The sequence below is a fragment of the Seonamhaeicola sp. ABD4_175 genome, assembly GCF_056160885.1.
On record NZ_JBSWYC010000004.1, the window covers coordinates 268409 to 288772 of the forward strand.

Here is a 20364-nt window from a genome sequence, read left to right on the forward strand (position 1 = left end):
GTTGTTGTCATTTTGAATAAAATAAGAGCCAATTAAAGTTGATGTAATTTTGCTTTATTTTTTTTGACAAATATTAATGTGTTATATATTTTCGTTGATAATCAAAAAGCTATCCATTTTAATTTTTATGCCATAGTGGCACTTTTTTGTTTGCTTTTGTACTTTAAAGCTGCTTTTACAAAAGCCACGAATAATGGGTGCGGATTTGCAACTGTACTTTTATATTCTGGGTGATATTGCACACCAACAAACCATGGATGTGCTGGCACTTCAACTATTTCAACTAACCCTGTATCTGGGTTTAAGCCTGTAGCTTTCATGCCTGCTTCTTCAATTTGCTCTTTATAATTACTATTAAACTCATAACGGTGTCTGTGGCGCTCTGTAATAGTTTCAGCTTTATAAATGTCTCTTACTAAGCTACCCATTTTTAAATTACATGCCCAAGCACCTAAACGCATTGTACCTCCTTTGTCTGTAATAGTTTTTTGTTCTTCCATTAAATTTATTACAGGGTTTTTAGTTTCAGGATTCATTTCAATAGAATCTGCTCCTTCAATGTTTAAAACATTTCTAGCATATTCTATAACTGCCATTTGCATGCCTAAACAAATACCTAAAAACGGAATATTGTTTTCGCGTACAAATTTAACGGCATCAATTTTTCCTTCAATACCACGTTCACCAAAACCTGGTGCTACTAAAACACCATCTAAATGCGCTAGTTTTAGTTTTATATTATCACTATTTAAATACTCAGAATGTACAGATTCTATGGTTACTTTAACTTCATTTTCTGCACCTGCATGAATAAATGCTTCTAAAATAGATTTGTATGAATCTTGTAATTCTACGTATTTACCAATTAAACCAATGGTTACTTCGGTTTTTGGGTTTTTATGTCGGCTTAAAAATTCATTCCAACGGTTAATATTAGGTTCAGTGCTTTGTAATGCTAGTTTTTTAAGTACTACTTTATCTAAACCTTCATCAAGCATTAAATTAGGTACATCATAAATGGTTGAAGCATCAATAGATTGTATCACAGCTTCTTCTTTTACATTACAAAATAATGCTAATTTTCTTCTTAAATCACTTGGTAAATCGTGCTCTGTTCTACATACTAAAATATCGGCTTGAATACCACTTTCCATAAGTGTTTTTACACTGTGTTGTGTTGGTTTCGTTTTAAGCTCGCCAGCTGCCGATAAATATGGTACTAAAGTTAAATGTACTACAATACCATTATTTTCACCTAAATCCCAACGCAATTGGCGTACTGCTTCAATGTATGGCAACGATTCAATATCACCAACGGTTCCTCCTATTTCGGTAATTACAATATCATAATCGCCAGAGTTACCTAAAATTTGAATACGTTCTTTAATTTCATCTGTAATATGCGGTACAACTTGTACAGTTTTACCCAAAAATTCGCCACGGCGTTCTTTTTCAATAACACTTTGGTAAATACGACCAGTGGTTACGTTGTTAGCCTGACTTGTTGGTACGTTTAAAAAACGCTCGTAGTGCCCTAAATCTAAATCGGTTTCAGCACCGTCTTCAGTCACATAACATTCACCGTGTTCATACGGGTTTAGTGTTCCTGGGTCTACGTTAATATACGGGTCTAATTTTTGAATGGTTACTCTGTAACCTTGGGCTTGTAGTAGTTTTGCCAAAGATGCGGCTATAATACCTTTTCCTAATGATGATGTAACTCCTCCGGTTACAAAAATGTATTTTGTACTTGTCATTGTGCGCTTATAAACGCAGGCAAATTTACAAAATTAAAATAGTTAATACCGAATAACTTTTTAGTTATTTGAATCTACTTTTTAACAACACATTTTAAACGCCTGACATATTTTGACATAAGCTTATATAATTTTGCAGTATTAAACACAAAAGCATATAATTTTTTAATAATGTGTGATACATTTTTACATATGAATCGTCATTTAAAAAAGCTTAATGCAAAAATTACATCAATCAACAAAAAACAACAAACAAATGATTAGTCCGTTTTACCACAAAAGAAAGAGAAATATTAGTATTCACATACTTAAAACAAACATTAATAGTAAAGCAATAAACATTTTAAAATTACTTTTTAATACGCATCCTGATGTTATAAAATGGACCATAGACCTTGAAGATATTGATAAAGTGTTACGCTTAGAAACCACACAAACACTAAAAACAGAAGAGATTATACAACAAATTACTAGCAGAGGATTTTACTGTGAAGCCTTGGTTTAAATTAATTTATTTGGGGTATTGTTTTCTAATGTTTCTTACCAAACCCTCTAGCCCATTAACTTTAAGCTCATAAACAGTGGTTAGCATATCACCTAACTGCCCTTTTGGAAAACCTTTTCTATGATACCATACCACATAATGCTCTGGCAAATCAATTAAATAACGGTCTTTGTATTTACCATAGGGCATTTTGGTGTGGGCCAATTTTAGTAAAAACTCTTTATTTGGTAGCATTAATTATTTTTGTAAGTATTGTACTTTTTAAGTTCTTTAGCTATAAATGTTTCCCATTTTTTTTGTGCATCAAAATTTCTAGAATAATTTGTTTCGGCATCATAAGCATTCTGCATATTTTTTAATTCTGAATTTATTGTATTCTGAAGTGTGTTTAGCTGTTTTTTTATGTTATTTGAAACTGTTAGCTTACTAATTTCAAACCTAAATTTCCGGGCATAAAGTTCGGTGATATCAAAATGAAGTTGCTCATGCCCTAAAATATGATGATTAGCATCGGTTGGTTTTACCCATGATTGATTAGGGTAAAAATGAGCATGAACTTCGGTAGAAAAATCTACTACATTTTGGTTTTTAAGCTGTATTGAAAACCCAAACGAAATGCCTGATGCTGTAATGGCCGATGCTCTTACCTCATTATTAGGCGTGCCTTTAAAATTTTGCCAGGTTAATTTTTGTGTTTCATACCATGTAATTACTGGCTCATCTTGCACCAATAAAAAACAACACGCTATAATAAAAAACTTAATCACAAACTGTTAAACGCCGTTTTTATTTTTATTATTGTTTAACTTCAACAATATCTAAATCTTGATATTTAACCAGGTAAACAGCTTCATTGTAGAAACCACCAAACATTTTCTTTTTGTATGAAAACTTATTTTCTGTATACTCTGTAACAGGTGCTTTGGTAACAGACATGAATAAATCATTTGCCGATGCTATACGCAGCACAACATCCATAGTTAAATCAAAACCTTTAACGGCTCTTTTATTTGGTGTTATGTTGTATTGGCGTTTATAGTTTTTAACAAAACTGTTATCTTCACTGTAACTTTTTGAGGTGCTAGCGTAATGAAATTGAAGTTTTGAAAGATGCTCATTTGACACCTCATCACCTGTAAAAGCTTTATTAAAATTAGTAGTTACCAATGTAATATTGCGAGCTTTAGTTTTTAATTGCAAGTCATCTTTTTGAATAAGAGAAGCCAAAATACTTGTTACGTTTGAAGCAAAACCTTCGTCTTCGGTTTCTAAAAACACAATATTTTCACCATCTTTTAAAGCATCTTCAATATCTTGTTTGCCTACATAAAACTTATCTTTTCCTTCTTTATCTTTTCTAGAAAACACTTGTTTTGCAGCTATAAATTGATTTTTTAATGTGTTTGAAATGGCTACATTTTTAGAATCTGCTATTATAATAATGTTGCTTGCTAACGTATCGGCCTTTACAAAATTTATAATTTTTTCTTTTAATACTTCATCTGATGTTCTAGACTGAAAAACGTTATCATAGAGTTGTAAATTTGACCCAATTGGAGACACAACTGGCACATGATAACTTTTTAATGATAATGCTGCTTTTTGAAAGTTTTTTGATGTTAACGGCCCAATAACGGCATCAACATTTTCAAAATTATTGTTTTTAATAATGCTTTCAACTTCACTTACTTGGTTTTTGGTATCGTAAACATCAACTTTTAATGATATCCCTAATTTTTTAAGCGAATCTACTGCCATTAAAACTCCCGAATGAAAATCTAAAGAAGCATCTAAATACGGATCTTTTTCAATGTTATTTTTTAAAGACCCTGTAAAATCTATTCTATTCAACCTAAAAGGCAACATTATTGCAATATGCTTAGTATCAAAATTTGTAATGCTATCTAATAGATTCACTTTGCCTTCTTCAGTGCTATTTGCTAGTGCTTCATTAAAAGGAATTTTTAAAATCATTCCTGCTTTTAATCCACTTTCTTTTAATTCTGGGTTTAGTTTTTCTAAATCTGCTTGTTCTAAACCAAGCTTTAATTTTAAGCGGTAAAAGCCTTCTTTTGGTAAAACTTTGTAGTAGCTATATTGTTCGTCAATTACATTTTGGGCTTCTTTTTCTAAATTAGGTACTTTAATTTCTTGTCCTTCTTTTAAACCATTTTCTTTTAATTCTGGATTTAAAGCTTCTAACTCAGATATTGTTATGCCAAATTTATATGCAATACGCCATTTGCCTTCTTTTGGTTTCACTACATAGGTTTTATATTGCGGCACATCTTCAACAACTTCAGTAATTTTAAAAACTGGTATTTTAAGTTTATCGCCTTTTCTTAAAGGGTTTGCATATAAAAACGTATTATGTTTTTTTAGTTCTTCTTCTGTAATATTATATGTTTTAGCTAAACTATAAAGTGTTTCTTTACGTTTTGTTTTATGGTTTTTAAAGCCTTGTAATTCTTTAACAACTGTTACCTTTGGTGTTGTTTTTGCTTTTGGTATAATTAAAATGGTGTTAGGCTTTAATGCTTTTTTTGCTTCTGGGTTCAGTTTATAAATATCAAAAGGTGTTACATAGTAACGTTTAGCAATACCCTCAATAGTCTCACCTTTTTTAACTTTATGAATACTATGATTTTGAGCATTAACAATTTGAAAACCAAAAAGGAAAACAAAACAAAAAACAGATAAAATTTTAAACATACGTGTTGTTTTTATAAACAGTAAAACGTTTTTACTGATTTTAGAATATAAATGAGTATTTAATTTTAAAATCATATAACATGCCAAAATAAAAATACTTACTAATAATTTTAAATAATTTATATACGTTACCAAAAACATTTAAGACGTTGATATTTTTTTAAATGTAGTTAAAAAAACATTGCAACGCCTAAATTTTATTATAGGTTTAAGACACTTAAGCCTTTATAAAGTCACCAATCTATTCCCATTCAATGGTTGCTGGCGGTTTAGAGCTAATATCATACACTACTCTATTAACGCCTTTAACTTTATTTATTATTTCGTTTGATGTTTTTTGAAGAAATTCATAGGGTAAATTAACCCAATCGGCCGTCATACCATCAGTACTTTCAACAGCTCTAAGCGCTACACATTTTTCATACGTACGCTCATCGCCCATAACACCAACGCTATTAACAGGTAATAACATAGCGCCTGCTTGCCAAACTTTATCATACAAACCCCATGCTTTTAAACCATTGATAAAAATAGCATCAACCTCTTGAAGTATACGTACTTTTTCGGCAGTAATATCACCCAAAATACGAATACCTAAACCAGGACCTGGAAATGGATGACGCCCAAGTAATTCTGGATCTATGCCTAATGATGCGCCCACTCTTCTTACTTCATCTTTAAAAATAGCACGAAGTGGCTCAACAATTTTAAGTTTCATAAAATCTGGTAATCCGCCTACGTTATGATGACTTTTTATAGTTGCTGAAGGCCCACCTGTTGCCGATACACTTTCAATAACATCAGGGTAAATGGTGCCTTGTGCTAACCAAGTAACATCTTCAATCTTATGAGCTTCATCATCAAAAACCTCAATAAACGCATTACCAATGGCTTTACGTTTTTTCTCAGGATCTTCAATACCTTTTAGTGCATCTAAAAATCTAGCTGAAGCATCAACGCCTTTAACATTAAGCCCCATACCTTCGTATTGGTTTAGTACGCTTTCAAACTCATTTTTTCGTAATAAACCGTTATTAACAAAAATACAATACAGATTTTTGCCTATGGCTTTATTTAGTAATACAGCAGCCACTGTAGAGTCTACACCGCCTGATAAACCTAATACTACTTTATCATCACCAACTTTTTCTCTTAATTGTGCTACGGTTTCTTCAATAAACGAATCGGGTGTCCAATCTTGTTCTACACCAGCAATATTCACCAAAAAGTTTTCTAATACTTGTTTACCATCTGTTGAATGGTATACTTCTGGGTGAAATTGAATTGCATAAGTTGCTTCGCCATCAATTCTGTAAGCTGCATTTTCAACATCGTGTGTGCTTGCTATTAAAACACCATTTGTTGGTAATGTTTTTATAGTATCAGAATGACTCATCCATACTTGGCTACCGGTTTTTATGTTAGCAAAAAAAGCTTCATCATCTTTGATGAAAGATAAATTTGCACGCCCATATTCTCTAGTGTTTGAAGGCGCTACTTCGCCACCTGAAAAATGTGCCAAATATTGTGCTCCGTAACATACAGCCAGTAATGGTTTTTTACCACGAATGTTTGATAAATCTGGATGTAAAACATCTTCACCCCTAACTGAGTTTGGACTACCAGAAAGTATAATGGCTTTATACTCTTGAATGTTTGACGGAATTTTGTTAAATGGATGAATTTCGGAATAAATGTTGAGTTCCCTAACTCTACGCGCAATAAGTTGTGTGTATTGCGAACCGAAGTCTAAAATAAGTACCTTGTCATGTTGCATGCGCAAAAATAAAAAGGTTTTTATAAATACATTTATTAATTTATTTTTTTTTAAAAAAGGTTATTAACGGGTTTTAAACCATAGACTCTAAAATAGCCTCAATATCTGCCTGGGTAGTATCTGGATTTATAAAACAAAAACGTGAAACGGTTTCAAAACCATTTGGTGTACGCCATTTGGTTGGTGTTACTAATGCAAAACCTTTTCGGTGGTTTTCATAAGTCCACTCTCTGTAATCTTCGGGTTTCCAACCAATTCTTCTATATAATACACAAGACAAACTAGGGTCTCTAACCAATTCTACATGCGGTTTGTTTGTAATTAATTTACCTGCAATTTGTGCAAGTTCTAAGCCGCGTTCTACAGCTTCCTTATACCTATCTGTACCATGTGTAGCTAAAGAAAACCATAAGGGTAACCCACGAACACGACGTGTTAATTGTATTTGATAATCGGTTGGGTTAAAGCCGTGAGCACCTTCGTCTTTAAAAATTTCTAAATACGAACCTTCTTGAGCATGTGCATTTTTTGCCAATTCAGGATTTCGGTAAATAACAGCGCCGCAATCATAGGGAGAAAACATCCATTTATGCGGATCTATGGTTATACTATCGGCCTTTTCAATGCCATTAAACAAATGCCTAACAGAATCTGCTACTAATGCGCCACCACCATAAGCAGCATCTACATGAAACCATAGGTTTTGGGTATTACAAATAGTACCAATACTGCTTAAATCGTCAATAATGCCTGCATTGGTTGTACCACCCGTTGCTACAACTGCAAACAAACGTTTACGTTGGCTTTCGGTTAAATTATCTATACAATTTTGAAGTTCTTCACCTGTTAAAACATCTTCAGTATCAACCAAAAGAATATCAACATCGGCTACTTTAGCCATGGCTTTAATTGATGAATGAGCCCCAATTGAGGTAATTATGAGTCCTTTTTCGTTTTTAAACGCTTCATTTTCTCGCCAATGTTCTCGAGCTGTTACAATAGCCGATAAGTTTGCTGCTGTACCTCCACTGGTAAACACACCAAAAGCACCTTCTGGTAAACCGGTTAAAGAAACAATCCAGCTCATGGCCTCGTTTTCACAAAAAATACCGCCAGCGCCTTCCATCCAGTAAGCACCGTGAATACTTGAAGCCGATGTAATTAAATCAAACATTATGGCTGCTCTTGTGGGTGATGCTGGTACAAAAGCCAAATGCCTTGGGTGGTCTATTGGCACAGTAGCTTTTGCTAAATGTTTGCGCCACATTTTAAATGCATATTCTCCGCCAACGCCTTTTGGTGTTACAGTATCGCCAACTAGTTTTTTTAGCGCTTCGGCTTTTTGTGGTTTTCCTATTTTACTTTTTGTTGCTGAAACTCTATCTATGGTGTATTTCATAACATCCATAGTCATTTCTACTAAATCTATATCTATTTTATGCATTGACATTTTTAAATATTAGACCGTAAAATTACCATTATTTCATTAAAAAAGATGATTTACTAACAATCTTTCACAAAAATTACCTAAAAAAAATAATTAACGTTATAATGTTAAAACAACAAACTCACTTTCTAAAGGGTTTAAATGAGTCATTAATTTAGGTATTAATGTTTTTCCGTATTCTAAATAAAATTCAGAAAAATTAGCATTACGCTCTTGTAAACTTCCGTTTGGAAATAATTCATTTTGAATATCTGTCATTCTAGAAACCTGATCAGACAATTTATATTTTTGAGCCTTAAGCAATCTTCTTTCTAATTTATTTAACCCTTTAAGTTGCTTTTTTTCTTGTGCTTTTACCGCACCAAGAAAGGTTTTATCTGTTTGTTCAGCCAGTTCATAAAGTGCCGTAAACTGCTGTTTTAAATGCTTTTTTTGTTCAGAAAAATCAATATTGATATTTGATATTTCTCTAACTTTTTTATTTATGAATGTATGGCGTTTTAAAAAAATATCTTCAGTAGAAATTTGCAATTTTTTAAGCTTATCCTCCTGATTTTCAGTTTGAATTAACACCGAATTACGCAGCAATAACACCGGAAACGGCACAGAAAGCGCATTAAACATTTGCTTTAATTGAAACCAATAGGCCAGCTCGCCACCGCCACCTATGTAACATAAATTAGGTAAAATAACTTCTTGGTATAAAGGGCGCATTATTACATTAGGCGAAAACCTTTCTGGGTGCATTTCTAACTCAGTTTCTAAATCATTAGCGCTCCAACTAATATTGGTATTTAGTACTTTGTAAACACCACCTTCAAAAACTATACGCTCTCTTAAATTACTTGTTAAATAAAATAAATTTATTTCGCGCGGATTTACCTGTAATTTATATTGCTTTTCGTCTAAATTGTTTAATTGCGCATTGGTATTAGTTACTTCTTTAAATGACGTTTGCTCAAACAATTCTTGCTTAACATAGGGTGTAAAAAGCGCTTTTAGGCTTTTATCATTACCATCTATAATAACCAAACCATAATTTTTAAAAAGCGCATTGGCTAAATATTGCGTGGCTTGTGTTAAATTATCGTGTTTTAAGTACGCGTTTTCAAAAAGTAATTTTAAATCTTCCGCATTTTTTCCTATACCAAATTCACTATTTATTAACTGTGAAATAGCCTCTAAACCATCTGTTGATAATTCGCCAACAGCACCATTGGCATTTTTGTTCCACTGTATTTTTTTTCCTTTAAAATTGAAAAAGTTTATTTCATCAAAATCATGATCTTCAGTAGCCATCCAATAAATAGGCACAAAATTAAAATCTGGATATGCTTCTTTTAACTGTGTAGTTAAATTTATGGTTGAAATTATTTTATAAAGAAAATATAATGGCCCCGTAAATAAATTTAACTGATGCCCTGTGGTTATAGTAAAGGTGTTTTGTTGCTGTAAATTTTCAATATTTTGAAGTGTTTCATTTGAAGCTTCAACCAATTTATATTGGTTTTTTAAAGCTTTTACTAACACATTTCTAGTGGTTTGCTTGTAAAATTGTTGCTTTTCTTCAATCTGTCCTTTAAAGTTTTCAAGACTAGGAAACCTATTGTAAAAAGGCTTAAGCGCTTGTTTTTCTTCTAAATAATCACAAATTAATGAAGAAAAAAAACCTGTTTTATTAAATGGTAATGTTGAAATTTTTGTCACAAAAAAAAGATTTAAACAAATGTAAATGTTTAGTAACAACACATGCAAAATACTAACACATTTTTAACTAATTAAAACAATTAACATAATATTTACACACATAAACTAAGACTAAAACCTATAGAAACCAAGGTTTTACATTACAAAAAAACACAATTGGTTATTTAGAATAATTACAAATATTAAAGCTATCATAAATTAGCTAACACACAGAAAACAAAAAGTTAATACAAGCTAATTATTGACTTAACAACACTTAAATAAGCTAATAATACTTTTGAAACCATAAACAATAACTAATATTTAACAGAAAAAATGAAAAAATTATTAAATCCAATTTATGTTTTAATGGTATTAGCCGCAGTTGCTTTTACAGGTTGTGACATTGAAGACGGAAAAGATGGTGTTGATGGTGTAGACGGACAAGATGGTACCGATGGTGTTGACGGTGTTAATGGACAAGACGGTGAAGATTTAACCGTAACTCCTACAATGTTTGAAAACAAATCTAACTTAAAACCACTTGTTGCTATGAGCTCTCAATTCAACTTTGTTGAAGCTTACTCGGTAGTAAGTTCTAGTGATGTTTTAGATTTTGGAAATGGCGAATTTAGAATTGGTGGTGGTGCCGATGGTGCTGGTTTCTTAAAAAACCCAAATGGTGGTTATGAGTACGTTGTAAACTTTGAAGACCATTTTGCAGTTGCAAGATTATCTTTAGATGAAAACTTTGAAATTACTGATGCTACTTACCTACTAAACTCTAGTGTTGCAGATTATGCACGCCAATGTTCTGGTACAATGTGGGAAAAAGACATTCACGGTGGAGATAAAGATTTATTCTTATCTGCTTCTGAGGCTTTTAACTTTGATGTAAAAGGTATAGACCCATGGGTAGAAACACCTACTCCTACTGCCGATTTTGGTTTAGATGCTTTAGGTGAATTTGCTTGGGAAAACGCTACTCCACTTCCTAAAGATACTTACTCTGGTAAAACTGTAATTATTGGTGGTGATGATGATTCTGATGGTTCTGAAGGTCAAGTAATAATGTATTATTCTGATGCTGGTGATGCAGACTTAACTGGTGGTAAAATTTACGTTTTAAGATTAAAGCAAATTTCTGATGGTGCTGGTGGTGTTCAAGCTGTTGCTGCAAATACACAATACAACGAAGGTGATTTAGATTTCCAAAAGGAATACGAAGTTGAGTTTGTTGAAATAGCTAATGGTGCTGCTATGACTAAAGATGAAATGGAAACTGCTTGTAATGATGTTTACGCATCTCAATTTATGCGTGTTGAAGACGTAGATTACCAAAAAGGTAGTGATGCCAATGCATTAAATGTTTTCTTTGCTGTAACTGGTCGTGGCCCAGGAAGAGGAACTTATAACGATTGGGGTACTGTTTACAAATTAGTTTTAGATGCTAACAACCCATTAGAAGGTAAATTAACACAAGTTATTAGTGGTAACACAAACACTAATAATATGGATGGTAACTTAGCTGAATTACAAAGTCCTGATAACATCTGTGTAACAGAACACTACATATACACACAAGAAGATCCTAACTCTTTTGACAGAGGGCACTCTGCTTACATTTACCAATCAGATTTAGATGGTAACAACCCTAAAGTAGTTATGGAATTAATTGTAAGAAGTGATTTAGCTCCTAACAAAAGTACTGGTTTAAGTGGTGAGTATGGTGCATTAACTGATATCTCTGATAAAGTTGGTGAGCCAGATACTTTCATGCTAGCATTACAACCTCATTACTGGAAAAGTGATGACCACGCTGGTGTTGATGGTGGTACAAAATCATTAGATCACCCTTGGATTGGTGGACCTTACCTTGAAGGTTCTCAAATAGTGCTTATAAAAGGTCTTCCTAGGTAGTAAGTAGCCTTTATAAAATAAAACATATTGAAAAGTTACCCTACAATTTATTTGTAGGGTCTTTTCTATTTAACACAGTTCTTATTACAATGCGTTTAAAACTAGCTTCACTTGTTATTATTTTAATGTTTATTTTTTCTTGTATAACAGAAAATAATACAACTAAACAAAATACTGTAAACACCGTAAACTGGGAAAATGCCCAAAAATATTACTTAGAAAATATCACAAAAGCAATATCATTATTAGATTCTTTAGAAAAACAAGATGCTAATGAAGAAATTTCTAAAACCCTATTTTTTGAGGTAAGAAAAGCATTTAAAAAAGCCGAACCTATTGCAGGTGCTTTAAATCCAGAAACTACACACAGAGCCAACGGTCCTGCTCTACCAATTTACAATGATGATAGCGGAAGAATTGTTGAACCCATTGGCTTACAAAAACTTGAAGAAACCTTATTTTCTGATGAAGTTTCAGAAAAAGAGTTTAAAAGAGACGTATATTTTTTAAAAGGTTTTTTTAAAAATTTAGAAAGCAACATTACCAAAAGAGATGTAACACCTAAACGCTTTTTTGTTGGCACACATGAACAACTAATGAGGTTAGTTAGCCTATCTATGGCTGGTTTTGATACCCCTATAACAGGTAAAAGCATAGGTGAAACATCGGTATCATTACAAAGTTTGCACGATGTTTATAGCCTAACATTTCAAAAATTAATACAACAAACAAACCCAACTTTAGATGAAGAATTTTCTTCCAACATAAAAAAAGCTATAAATTTTATTGGAAATACACCAAATTTTGAAACATTTGACCGTTTTACATTCATAAAAAATCACTTAAACCCAATAACCAGAAATTGGGTTAAACTAAGGCAAACATCAAACTTATGGGATGCTGCAACAAACGCCTACCCTTTAAACTTTAATGCACCAACATTTTTTGAGAAAAATAGTTTTAATACTAACTTCTTTTTAGATGTTAATGATAGAAATCCTTCTGAAGAAAAAATAGCACTTGGTAAAAAGTTGTTTTTTGATAAAAACCTATCCGAAAAAGGCAATATGGCCTGTGCAACATGCCACCTACCTGAAAAAGCCTACGCAGATGGTATAAGGTTTAGCAAAGATAATAATGGTAATCCATTAAATAGAAATACACCAACATTGGTTAACAGCATTTATCAAAAAGCATTTTTTTGGGATGGAAGAGCCAATACCATTGAAAGCCAAATAAACTCTGTTTTTAATAATGATAAAGAGTTTAACACCAATGTGCATAAATTTTCAGGAAACATATTAAAAGATTCTACATACATTTCATTATTCAAAAATGCATTTGGTTACGTACCAAAAACTAACAAAGAAACGGTTAGAGCTATATCTGTATTTGTATCTACTCTAAATGGTTTAAACTCAAAATTTGATAAAAATATTAGAGGTGAAGAAAATACATTTACCGCACAAGAAAAACAAGGTTTTAATCTATACATGGGTAAAGCATTATGTGCAACTTGTCATTTTATACCGTTAACAAACGGTTCTGTGCCTCCATTTTATAAAGAAACCGAAAAGGAAGTTATTGGTGTACCTAAAACTGCTGAAAATAAAACTATAGATGCAGATAAAGGTTTTTATTGGGTTTATGAAGAGCCTTTACATGATAAAATGTTTAAAACACCAACCATTAGAAATATTGAGTTAACAGCGCCATACATGCACAATGGTGTTTATAATACTTTAGAAGAAGTTATAACTTTTTACAACCAAGGCGGTGGTGCTGGTCTTGGTTTTGATGTACCACACCAAACACTACCTTTTGATAATTTAGATTTATCTACCGAAGAACAAAGTGCCATAATTGCTTTTATGCGCACACTTACTGATAGTTAATATATTTTAAATAACAATAATAAGCTAATAAGCTAAATCCCAATTACCTAATTGGATTTTAGCTTATTTTTTTGTAACTTACTATCAACTAAACCCTTAAACATCAATAGTCATGAAAAGCAAGCATACGTTTATGCCTTCATTTATATTAGTTTGCTTATTTGTTATTTGTGGCAACTTCACAATTTATGCACAAAACACATCAAACTTTATTGAAATAAAAGGTATTGTTACAGATGAAAACTCTAATGACAGATTGGTGTTTTCAGATATTATTATAAAAAACACCAACATTAGTACCGTAACCAATATTGATGGTGAATTTGCCCTAAAAATACCTATTCAACATAAAAACAGCTTTATAATTATTACGCATTTAGGATATGAAAAAAAGGAAATTAGCATACCTAGTTCAAATACAAAATTAAAAGTTAAGCTTACACCCGCCATAACTTCTTTAGAAACCATTGAACTTGTTGCAAAAACAGGTGATGCCAAATCTTTAGTTTTAGAAACCCTGCAGAAAAAAGGCGCGCTTTACAATAACAACAACACTTTAATGACAGCTTTTTATAGAGAAACCATAAAAAAAAGGCGTAAAAATGCATCATTATCTGAAGCTGTAGTTAAAATTCATAAACAACCCTACGCAAATTACAGAAAAGACAATATTGAATTAATAAAAGCCAGAAAAAACACAAATTATGATAGATTAGATACACTTGCACTAAAATTACAAGGTGGTCCTTTTAGTAACCTTTATACAGATTTAGTTAAATATCCTGAATTTATTTTTACCAATGAAGATATTGATAATTATGAATTTACCTTCGGAAAGTCTACTAATATAAACAGTAAATTAGTGTATGTAGTTAACTTTAAACAAACACCTTTTATAAAAACACCATTATACTACGGTAAATTATATATTGATGCAGAAACATCGGCACTTATTAATGCTATTTACAGTTTAAATGTTGAAAACAAAGAGTTGTCTAGCCAAATGTTTGTGCGTAAAAAACCAAGACGTGTAGATGTACACCCAACAAAAGCAACATACCGCGTAAATTATAGAATACAAAATAGCAAATGGCATTATGCCTACAGTAATATTTTACTAAGTTTTAAAGTTAACTGGAAAGGTAAATTATTTAATAGTATTTACACCTTAAATAGTGAAATGGCAGTAACAGATTGGGAGATTAAAGATACTAAAATAGCTACTTTAAAAAACCAAATGTTACGTCCTTCAACCATATTAACAGATCAGGCCTCTGGTTTTTCAGATCCAGAATTTTGGGGTGAATATAATATTATAGAACCCGAAAAATCTATTGAAAACGCCATAGAAAAAATTAAAAAGCAATTAAAGAAAACTTAATTATAATTCAAATTAAGTTAGTTACTCGGCAATCTCAATGAAGATTTTTAAATTTTCATTGAGATTTTTTGTTTTCACTTTACGCTATAAAACTTTTAAAACAAAGTGGTTTGCCCTTCATCATCGTTATCTTCTGCATCTGTATTTTTTGAAGAAGAAGTAGGTTTTGAAACATCTGTTTCATCAACCACCTCAATATCATCAGCATGCACTTCATCGGGCGCTTGGTATGGTAAAGGTTCTAGTAAATTTATCTGGTTTACTTTATCTTTTGTTAATTGGTTTCCAAGCGCTGTAATACCTTTTATAGAAATAAATTCTTCTAAGTTTACTTCTAAATTATCCTTTCTGTCTTTGCCACGTTCTTTAGCAAACACTACTTCGGCCATTGGTTTCCAATCTGTTGAAACAATTTCTAAATGCGAGTTTGGAGTATCAGAAATGAAATACTCTTCTTTATTTTCATTTTCTATTAAAAAGCGTTTTACATAGTAAATATCTTTTTCACCGTGATAATAAATGGCTGATATTGGTTTTTTGGGCACCCATTTTTCCATAACAATCATATCATCATCAAAATGCATAGTTACCTCTGGTGTTACTGTTTTAACAATGCCAGATTGGTTTATTATTAGTAATTTATCTTCGCCCCTAAATTCACCTATTAACTCGCCTCTTCCATCAACATTTAAACGTTGTACGGTTTCATCAAACCAAATTTTTCTGGGCTTTAATGTTGAAACTCCTTTTTCTTTTAATTCAATACGTTTAACGGAATATTTTGTAACTAGATTTCCTTTTGAGGCGCGCCCTTTTATTAAAATATCGGCAAAATCAATATCCCACTTTAGTTTTTTAATACTACCTGCTTGTCTTAAATTTATGGTTATAACCTCAGCTTCACCATTTGGATTTGCAGAAAAATATAAAACTACAGAACCTTTGTTTCCATTAGTTAAATCGTATTCTCTATCGCGGGTAATACTTGTAACCGCAAAACGTTTTATATATGAAGGCCCTTTAGCTCCATCTTTGTAAACCATATTATAAATGGTACGCTTGTCTTTCTTTTTAAATACAGCAACATGGATAATGTCTTTACCAATAAAAGTTTTGGTATCTACTTTTGTAACCATCATTTTACCTGCTTTGGTAAATACAATAATGTCATCAATATCACTACAATCTCCTACATACTCATCGCGTCTTAATGATGTACCTATAAAGCCTTCTTCTCTATTTACGTAAAGTTTGGTGTTTCTAATAACAACTTTAGTGGCATCAACATCATCAAAAACTCTAATTTCAGTTTTACGTTCACGTCCTTCACCATAATCATTTTTCAATCTAGTAAAATAAGCTATAGCGTATTCAATTAAATGCTCTAAATGATGTTTTACCTCAGCTATTTGCTCTTCTAAAGCGTCAATTTTTTGTTGTGCTTTATCAATATCAAATTTTGAAATTCGTTTAATTCTAATTTCAGTTAAACGTACAATATCATCTTCAGTAATGGCACGTTTTAAATGTTTTATATGAGGTTGAAGCCCTGTATCAATGGCTTTTATTACGCCTTCCCAAGTTTCTTCTTCTTCAATATCACGATAAATTCTATTTTCAATAAAAATACGTTCAAGTGAAGCAAAGTGCCACTGTTCTTCTAACTCACCAAGCTTTATTTCTAATTCTTGTTTTAAGAGTTGAACGGTGTTATCTGTTGAGCGACGCAACATTTCAGAAACCCCAATAAACAGTGGTTTGTTATCTTCAATCACACAACCTAATGGTGATATTGAGCTCTCGCAACTTGTGAAAGCGTAAAGCGCATCAATAGTTTTATCGGGTGATAAGCCTGATGGTAAATGTACCAGAATTTCAACTTCGGCAGCTGTGTTATCTTCAATCTTTTTTATTTTGATTTTGCCTTTATCATTGGCTTTCAAAATAGAGTCTATTAAAGATGAAGTGGTTGTGCCATAAGGCAATTCTGTTATAACAAGAGTGTTTTTATCTAATTGCGAAATTTTAGCACGTACGCGTACTTTACCGCCTCTGTTACCATCGTTATAATTTGAAAAATCGGCTATTCCTGCGGTTGGAAAATCGGGTAACAAAGTAAACTTTTTACCTTTTAAGTGTTTTATTGAAGCATCTATTAGCTCAATAAAATTATGTGGTAATATTTTTGTTGATAAGCCTACTGCAATACCCTCGCCGCCTTGTGCCAACAATAACGGAAACATTACTGGTAGGTTTACAGGTTCTTTTCTTCTGCCATCGTAACTGGCTTGCCATTCGGTAATTTTAGGGTTATAAACAACATCTAAAGCAAATTTAGATAAACGCGCTTCAATGTAACGAGAGGCTGCTGCTCTATCTCCGGTTAAGATGTTTCCCCAGTTTCCTTGAGTATCAATTAACAAATCTTTTTGGCCAATTTGCACCATGGCATCGGCTATACTTGCATCTCCGTGCGGATGGTATTGCATGGTGTGCCCAACAATGTTTGCTACTTTGTTGTAACGCCCATCATCAAGGTCTTTCATAGAATGCATAATACGACGCTGTACAGGTTTAAAGCCATCTTCAATGGCTGGTACTGCACGTTCTAAAATTACATACGAAGCATAATCTAAAAACCAATCTTTGTACATGCCCGTTACACGGGTAATGGTTTCTTGTGGTTCGTCGTTTTCTTGATTTGTTAAATCGTCGTTTTCTTCTTCTATCATACTTTGTTATTCCTTTAAAAGCAGGAATCTATTTAATTTGTTAAATAATATTCTACATTTAATAACTCAATAGAATTTATAATACCTAAATCATGAGAATCTTCGGCTTCAAAACTAATTATACAACTTGAATTGGCGGCTATTTCATTACAACTTGAAATGCCGTAATTAGTTGAGAACTGTAAATCATCAGACTTAATGGTTAAATACGGAACCCCTTTAACTACAAAATTGTTCAAATTATTTAATTGAATTTGAAATTCAAGTTTAGATGTATTATTTCCGGTATCCTTAGTGTATTTAAATAATAACACATTATAAGTAAAGTTTTCAAGCACAGGAGGTTCTATTTCTTGTACTTCATCTGGTTCAGGAAAATTGCAAGGTACTTCAATTACTGAATCGTAATAATGTGATTGATTGTTTACAAAATATACGTTTTGTATGGTTATATTTTTTACACATTCCTCATTATCTTTAGAAGAACAACCAACCAATAGTATTACAACTATAATGCAATTTAACTTCTTCAACATAAACTTTTATATCTTATTTCTCTTCAATTAAATCCAATTCCACCTTTAAATTATCAATAATAAATTCTTGTCTAGATGGTGTGTTTTTGCCCATGTAAAAGGCTAACAACTCTTCTATTGACATATTATCATCTAACATCACAGGATCTAATCTTATATCTTCGCCTATAAAATGTTTAAACTCATCGGGTGATATTTCACCAAGCCCTTTAAATCGGGTAATTTCTGGTTTTGGTTTTAATTTTTCAATGGCATTAACGCGCTCTTCTTCTGTGTAACAGTAAATGGTTTCTTTTTTATTTCTTACCCTAAAAAGCGGTGTTTGTAATATGTACAAATGGCCTTCTTTTATAACTTCTGGAAAAAATTGTAAAAAGAATGTTATTAATAAAAGGCGAATATGCATACCATCAACATCGGCATCAGTAGCAATTACCACATTGTTATAGCGCAAATCTTCTAAAGATTCTTCAATATTTAAAGCCGCTTGCAGTAAGTTAAACTCTTCGTTTTCGTAAACTATTTTTTTAGTTAGCCCATAGCAGTTTAAAGGCTTTCCTTTTAAGCTGAAAACCGCCTGCGTGTTTACATCGCGAGATTTTGTGATGCTTCCTGAAGCCGAATCTCCCTCTGTTATAAACAAAGTGGTTTCTAGATTTCTTTCGTTTTTAGTATCGCCAAAATGCACACGACAATCGCGTAATTTTTTATTATGAAGACTGGCTTTTTTAGCGCGGTCTCTGGCTAATTTTCTAATTCCTGAAAGTTCTTTGCGTTCACGCTCTGCTTGTAATATTTTCTTTTGAAGTTTATCTGCTACTTCAGGGTTTTTATGCAGAAAGTTATCTAGCTTGGTTTTTACAAAATCGTTTATGTAAGTACGTACGGTTGGGTAATCGCCACCCATTTCGGTTGAGCCCAATTTGGTTTTTGTTTGACTTTCAAAAACAGGCTCCATTACTTTTATGGCAATGGCTGAAATTATAGATTTTCTAACATCGGAAGCATCATATGTTTTACCGTAAAATTCTCTGATAGTTTTAACCACTGCTTCTCTAAAAGCATTTAAGTGTGTACCACCTTGGGTTGTATTTTGTCCATTTACAAATGAGTGGTATTCTTCACTATATTGCGTTTTACTGTGCGTTATAGCTACTTCAATATCATCACCACGCAAGTGAATTATTGGGTATAATAAATCTTCTGCTTTTGTACTTTCGGTTAATAAATCTTTTAATCCGTTTTCACTATAAAACTTTTCACCGTTAAAAACTATGGTTAATCCTGGGTTTAGGTAAACATAGTTTTTAAGCATTTTAACTATGTATTCATTTCTAAATTTATAGTTTTTAAAAATAGATTCATCTGGCACGAATGATACTTTGGTACCCTTACGGCGCGATGTATCATCTAACATTTCTTTGCCGGTAAGCTCGCCTTTTTCAAATTCGGCTGAGGCCGATTTACCATCGCGTGTAGATTCTACTCTAAAATAATTTGATAGTGCATTTACGGCTTTTGTACCAACACCGTTTAATCCTACAGATTTTTTAAAGGCTTTAGAATCATATTTTCCACCGGTATTCATTTTAGAAACCACATCAACCACTTTACCTAAAGGAATACCACGCCCGTAATCGCGCACTATAACTTTATTGCCTTGAATTGAAATATCGATGGTTTTACCTGCACCCATTACAAACTCATCAATAGAGTTGTCTAAAACTTCTTTTAGAAGGATGTATATACCATCATCTGGCGAAGAACCATCACCTAATTTACCAATATACATCCCTGGGCGCATTCTAATATGCTCTTTCCAGTCTAATGAACGTATATTATCTTCGGTGTAATTGGTTTGTTCAGCCATAAAGAAAGTAGATTTTTAGTGATTGCTTGCTAATATAATACAACACCACAAAATATAAAATAGGGTGCGCACAAAATAATTAACAATTGTGTGTAGATTGTTGTTGAGAACGTTTATTAAACGTTCTATTGTGGGTTTTTAACCTA

14 protein-coding genes are annotated in these 20364 nt (G+C 32.3%); 4 read left to right on the top strand and 10 right to left on the bottom strand.

Annotated elements, in window-relative coordinates; all coding sequences use genetic code 11:
* Positions 1-125: 125 nt before the first annotated feature.
* Positions 126-1757: a CTP synthase gene (locus ACXAG4_RS13860; protein ID WP_475296678.1), complete on the bottom strand. Its 1632-nt coding sequence runs from the start codon at positions 1755-1757 to the stop codon at positions 126-128.
* A 217-nt stretch (positions 1758-1974) separates the two neighbouring features.
* Here ACXAG4_RS13860 and ACXAG4_RS13865 point away from each other — a divergent pair, with 217 nt between their 5' ends.
* Positions 1975-2262, top strand: coding sequence for a hypothetical protein (locus ACXAG4_RS13865; RefSeq protein WP_475296679.1), 288 nt, complete (start codon positions 1975-1977; stop codon positions 2260-2262).
* Between the two features lie 6 nt (positions 2263-2268).
* Here ACXAG4_RS13865 and ACXAG4_RS13870 read toward each other — a convergent pair whose 3' ends face one another.
* The 6 genes from ACXAG4_RS13870 to bshC form a co-directional block, all read right to left on the bottom strand.
* On the bottom strand, positions 2269-2496 hold the full coding sequence (locus tag ACXAG4_RS13870; protein WP_475296680.1) for a DUF3820 family protein: 228 nt from the start codon (positions 2494-2496) through the stop codon (positions 2269-2271).
* Positions 2496-3029 carry a DUF922 domain-containing protein gene (locus ACXAG4_RS13875; protein ID WP_475296681.1) on the bottom strand — a complete coding sequence of 178 codons (534 nt, stop codon included), beginning with the start codon at positions 3027-3029 and terminating at the stop codon, positions 2496-2498. The genes ACXAG4_RS13870 and ACXAG4_RS13875 overlap by 1 nt, the downstream gene beginning before the upstream one ends.
* A 28-nt stretch (positions 3030-3057) precedes the next feature.
* Entirely contained in the window at positions 3058-4974 is a 1917-nt protein-coding gene (locus ACXAG4_RS13880) for a PBP1 and LysM peptidoglycan-binding domain-containing protein (RefSeq protein WP_475296682.1), read from the bottom strand.
* 241 nt (positions 4975-5215) lie between these two features.
* On the bottom strand, positions 5216-6751 hold the full coding sequence (gene guaA / locus ACXAG4_RS13885; RefSeq protein ID WP_475296683.1) for a glutamine-hydrolyzing GMP synthase: 1536 nt from the start codon (positions 6749-6751) through the stop codon (positions 5216-5218).
* Positions 6752-6824: 73 nt separating this feature from the next.
* Entirely contained in the window at positions 6825-8195 is a 1371-nt protein-coding gene (locus ACXAG4_RS13890; RefSeq protein WP_475296684.1) for a pyridoxal phosphate-dependent decarboxylase family protein, read from the bottom strand.
* A gap of 102 nt (positions 8196-8297) precedes the next feature.
* The gene (gene bshC, locus ACXAG4_RS13895) at positions 8298-9905 is read right to left on the bottom strand and encodes a bacillithiol biosynthesis cysteine-adding enzyme BshC (protein WP_475296685.1); all 1608 of its coding nucleotides are present in this window, start codon (positions 9903-9905) and stop codon (positions 8298-8300) included.
* Between the two features lie 315 nt (positions 9906-10220).
* Here bshC and ACXAG4_RS13900 point away from each other — a divergent pair, with 315 nt between their 5' ends.
* The 3 genes from ACXAG4_RS13900 to ACXAG4_RS13910 all read left to right on the top strand — a co-directional run bounded on the left by ACXAG4_RS13900 (position 10221) and on the right by ACXAG4_RS13910 (position 15080).
* A complete protein-coding gene (locus tag ACXAG4_RS13900) occupies positions 10221-11804 on the top strand; it encodes a PhoX family protein (RefSeq protein ID WP_475296686.1) in 1584 nt (527 codons plus the stop codon).
* Positions 11805-11893: 89 nt separating this feature from the next.
* Positions 11894-13699, top strand: a complete 1806-nt coding sequence (locus ACXAG4_RS13905; RefSeq protein WP_475296687.1) for a cytochrome-c peroxidase — start codon at positions 11894-11896, stop codon at positions 13697-13699.
* Between the two features lie 112 nt (positions 13700-13811).
* Positions 13812-15080, top strand: a complete 1269-nt coding sequence (locus tag ACXAG4_RS13910) for a carboxypeptidase-like regulatory domain-containing protein (RefSeq protein ID WP_475296688.1) — start codon at positions 13812-13814, stop codon at positions 15078-15080.
* A gap of 95 nt (positions 15081-15175) precedes the next feature.
* Here the strand turns inward: ACXAG4_RS13910 and ACXAG4_RS13915 are convergent, their stop codons facing one another.
* From ACXAG4_RS13915 to ACXAG4_RS13925, 3 genes are read right to left on the bottom strand one after another with little or no spacing between them, the layout of a single operon-like run.
* A complete protein-coding gene (locus ACXAG4_RS13915) occupies positions 15176-17812 on the bottom strand; it encodes a DNA gyrase/topoisomerase IV subunit A (RefSeq protein ID WP_475296689.1) in 2637 nt (878 codons plus the stop codon).
* Between the two features lie 32 nt (positions 17813-17844).
* Positions 17845-18348, bottom strand: a complete 504-nt coding sequence (locus ACXAG4_RS13920) for a hypothetical protein (RefSeq protein ID WP_475296690.1) — start codon at positions 18346-18348, stop codon at positions 17845-17847.
* Positions 18349-18361: 13 nt separating this feature from the next.
* Complete coding sequence (locus ACXAG4_RS13925) at positions 18362-20218, bottom strand: DNA topoisomerase IV subunit B (RefSeq protein ID WP_475296691.1); 1857 nt, start codon at positions 20216-20218, stop codon at positions 18362-18364.
* Positions 20219-20364: the final 146 nt, after the last annotated feature.

Bases quoted from the DNA above. Each gene is read 5' to 3' on its own strand.
- ACXAG4_RS13860 (WP_475296678.1), bottom strand. From the start codon at position 1,757: ATGACAAGTACAAAATACATTTTTGTAACCGGAGGAGTTACATCATCA.
- ACXAG4_RS13865 (WP_475296679.1), top strand. From the start codon at position 1,975: ATGCAAAAATTACATCAATCAACAAAAAACAACAAACAAATGATTAGT.
- ACXAG4_RS13870 (WP_475296680.1), bottom strand. From the start codon at position 2,496: ATGCTACCAAATAAAGAGTTTTTACTAAAATTGGCCCACACCAAAATG.
- ACXAG4_RS13880 (WP_475296682.1), bottom strand. From the start codon at position 4,974: ATGTTTAAAATTTTATCTGTTTTTTGTTTTGTTTTCCTTTTTGGTTTT.
- guaA (WP_475296683.1), bottom strand. From the start codon at position 6,751: ATGCAACATGACAAGGTACTTATTTTAGACTTCGGTTCGCAATACACA.
- ACXAG4_RS13890 (WP_475296684.1), bottom strand. From the start codon at position 8,195: ATGCATAAAATAGATATAGATTTAGTAGAAATGACTATGGATGTTATG.
- ACXAG4_RS13900 (WP_475296686.1), top strand. From the start codon at position 10,221: ATGAAAAAATTATTAAATCCAATTTATGTTTTAATGGTATTAGCCGCA.
- ACXAG4_RS13905 (WP_475296687.1), top strand. From the start codon at position 11,894: ATGCGTTTAAAACTAGCTTCACTTGTTATTATTTTAATGTTTATTTTT.
- ACXAG4_RS13910 (WP_475296688.1), top strand. From the start codon at position 13,812: ATGAAAAGCAAGCATACGTTTATGCCTTCATTTATATTAGTTTGCTTA.
- ACXAG4_RS13915 (WP_475296689.1), bottom strand. From the start codon at position 17,812: ATGATAGAAGAAGAAAACGACGATTTAACAAATCAAGAAAACGACGAA.
- ACXAG4_RS13920 (WP_475296690.1), bottom strand. From the start codon at position 18,348: ATGTTGAAGAAGTTAAATTGCATTATAGTTGTAATACTATTGGTTGGT.
- ACXAG4_RS13925 (WP_475296691.1), bottom strand. From the start codon at position 20,218: ATGGCTGAACAAACCAATTACACCGAAGATAATATACGTTCATTAGAC.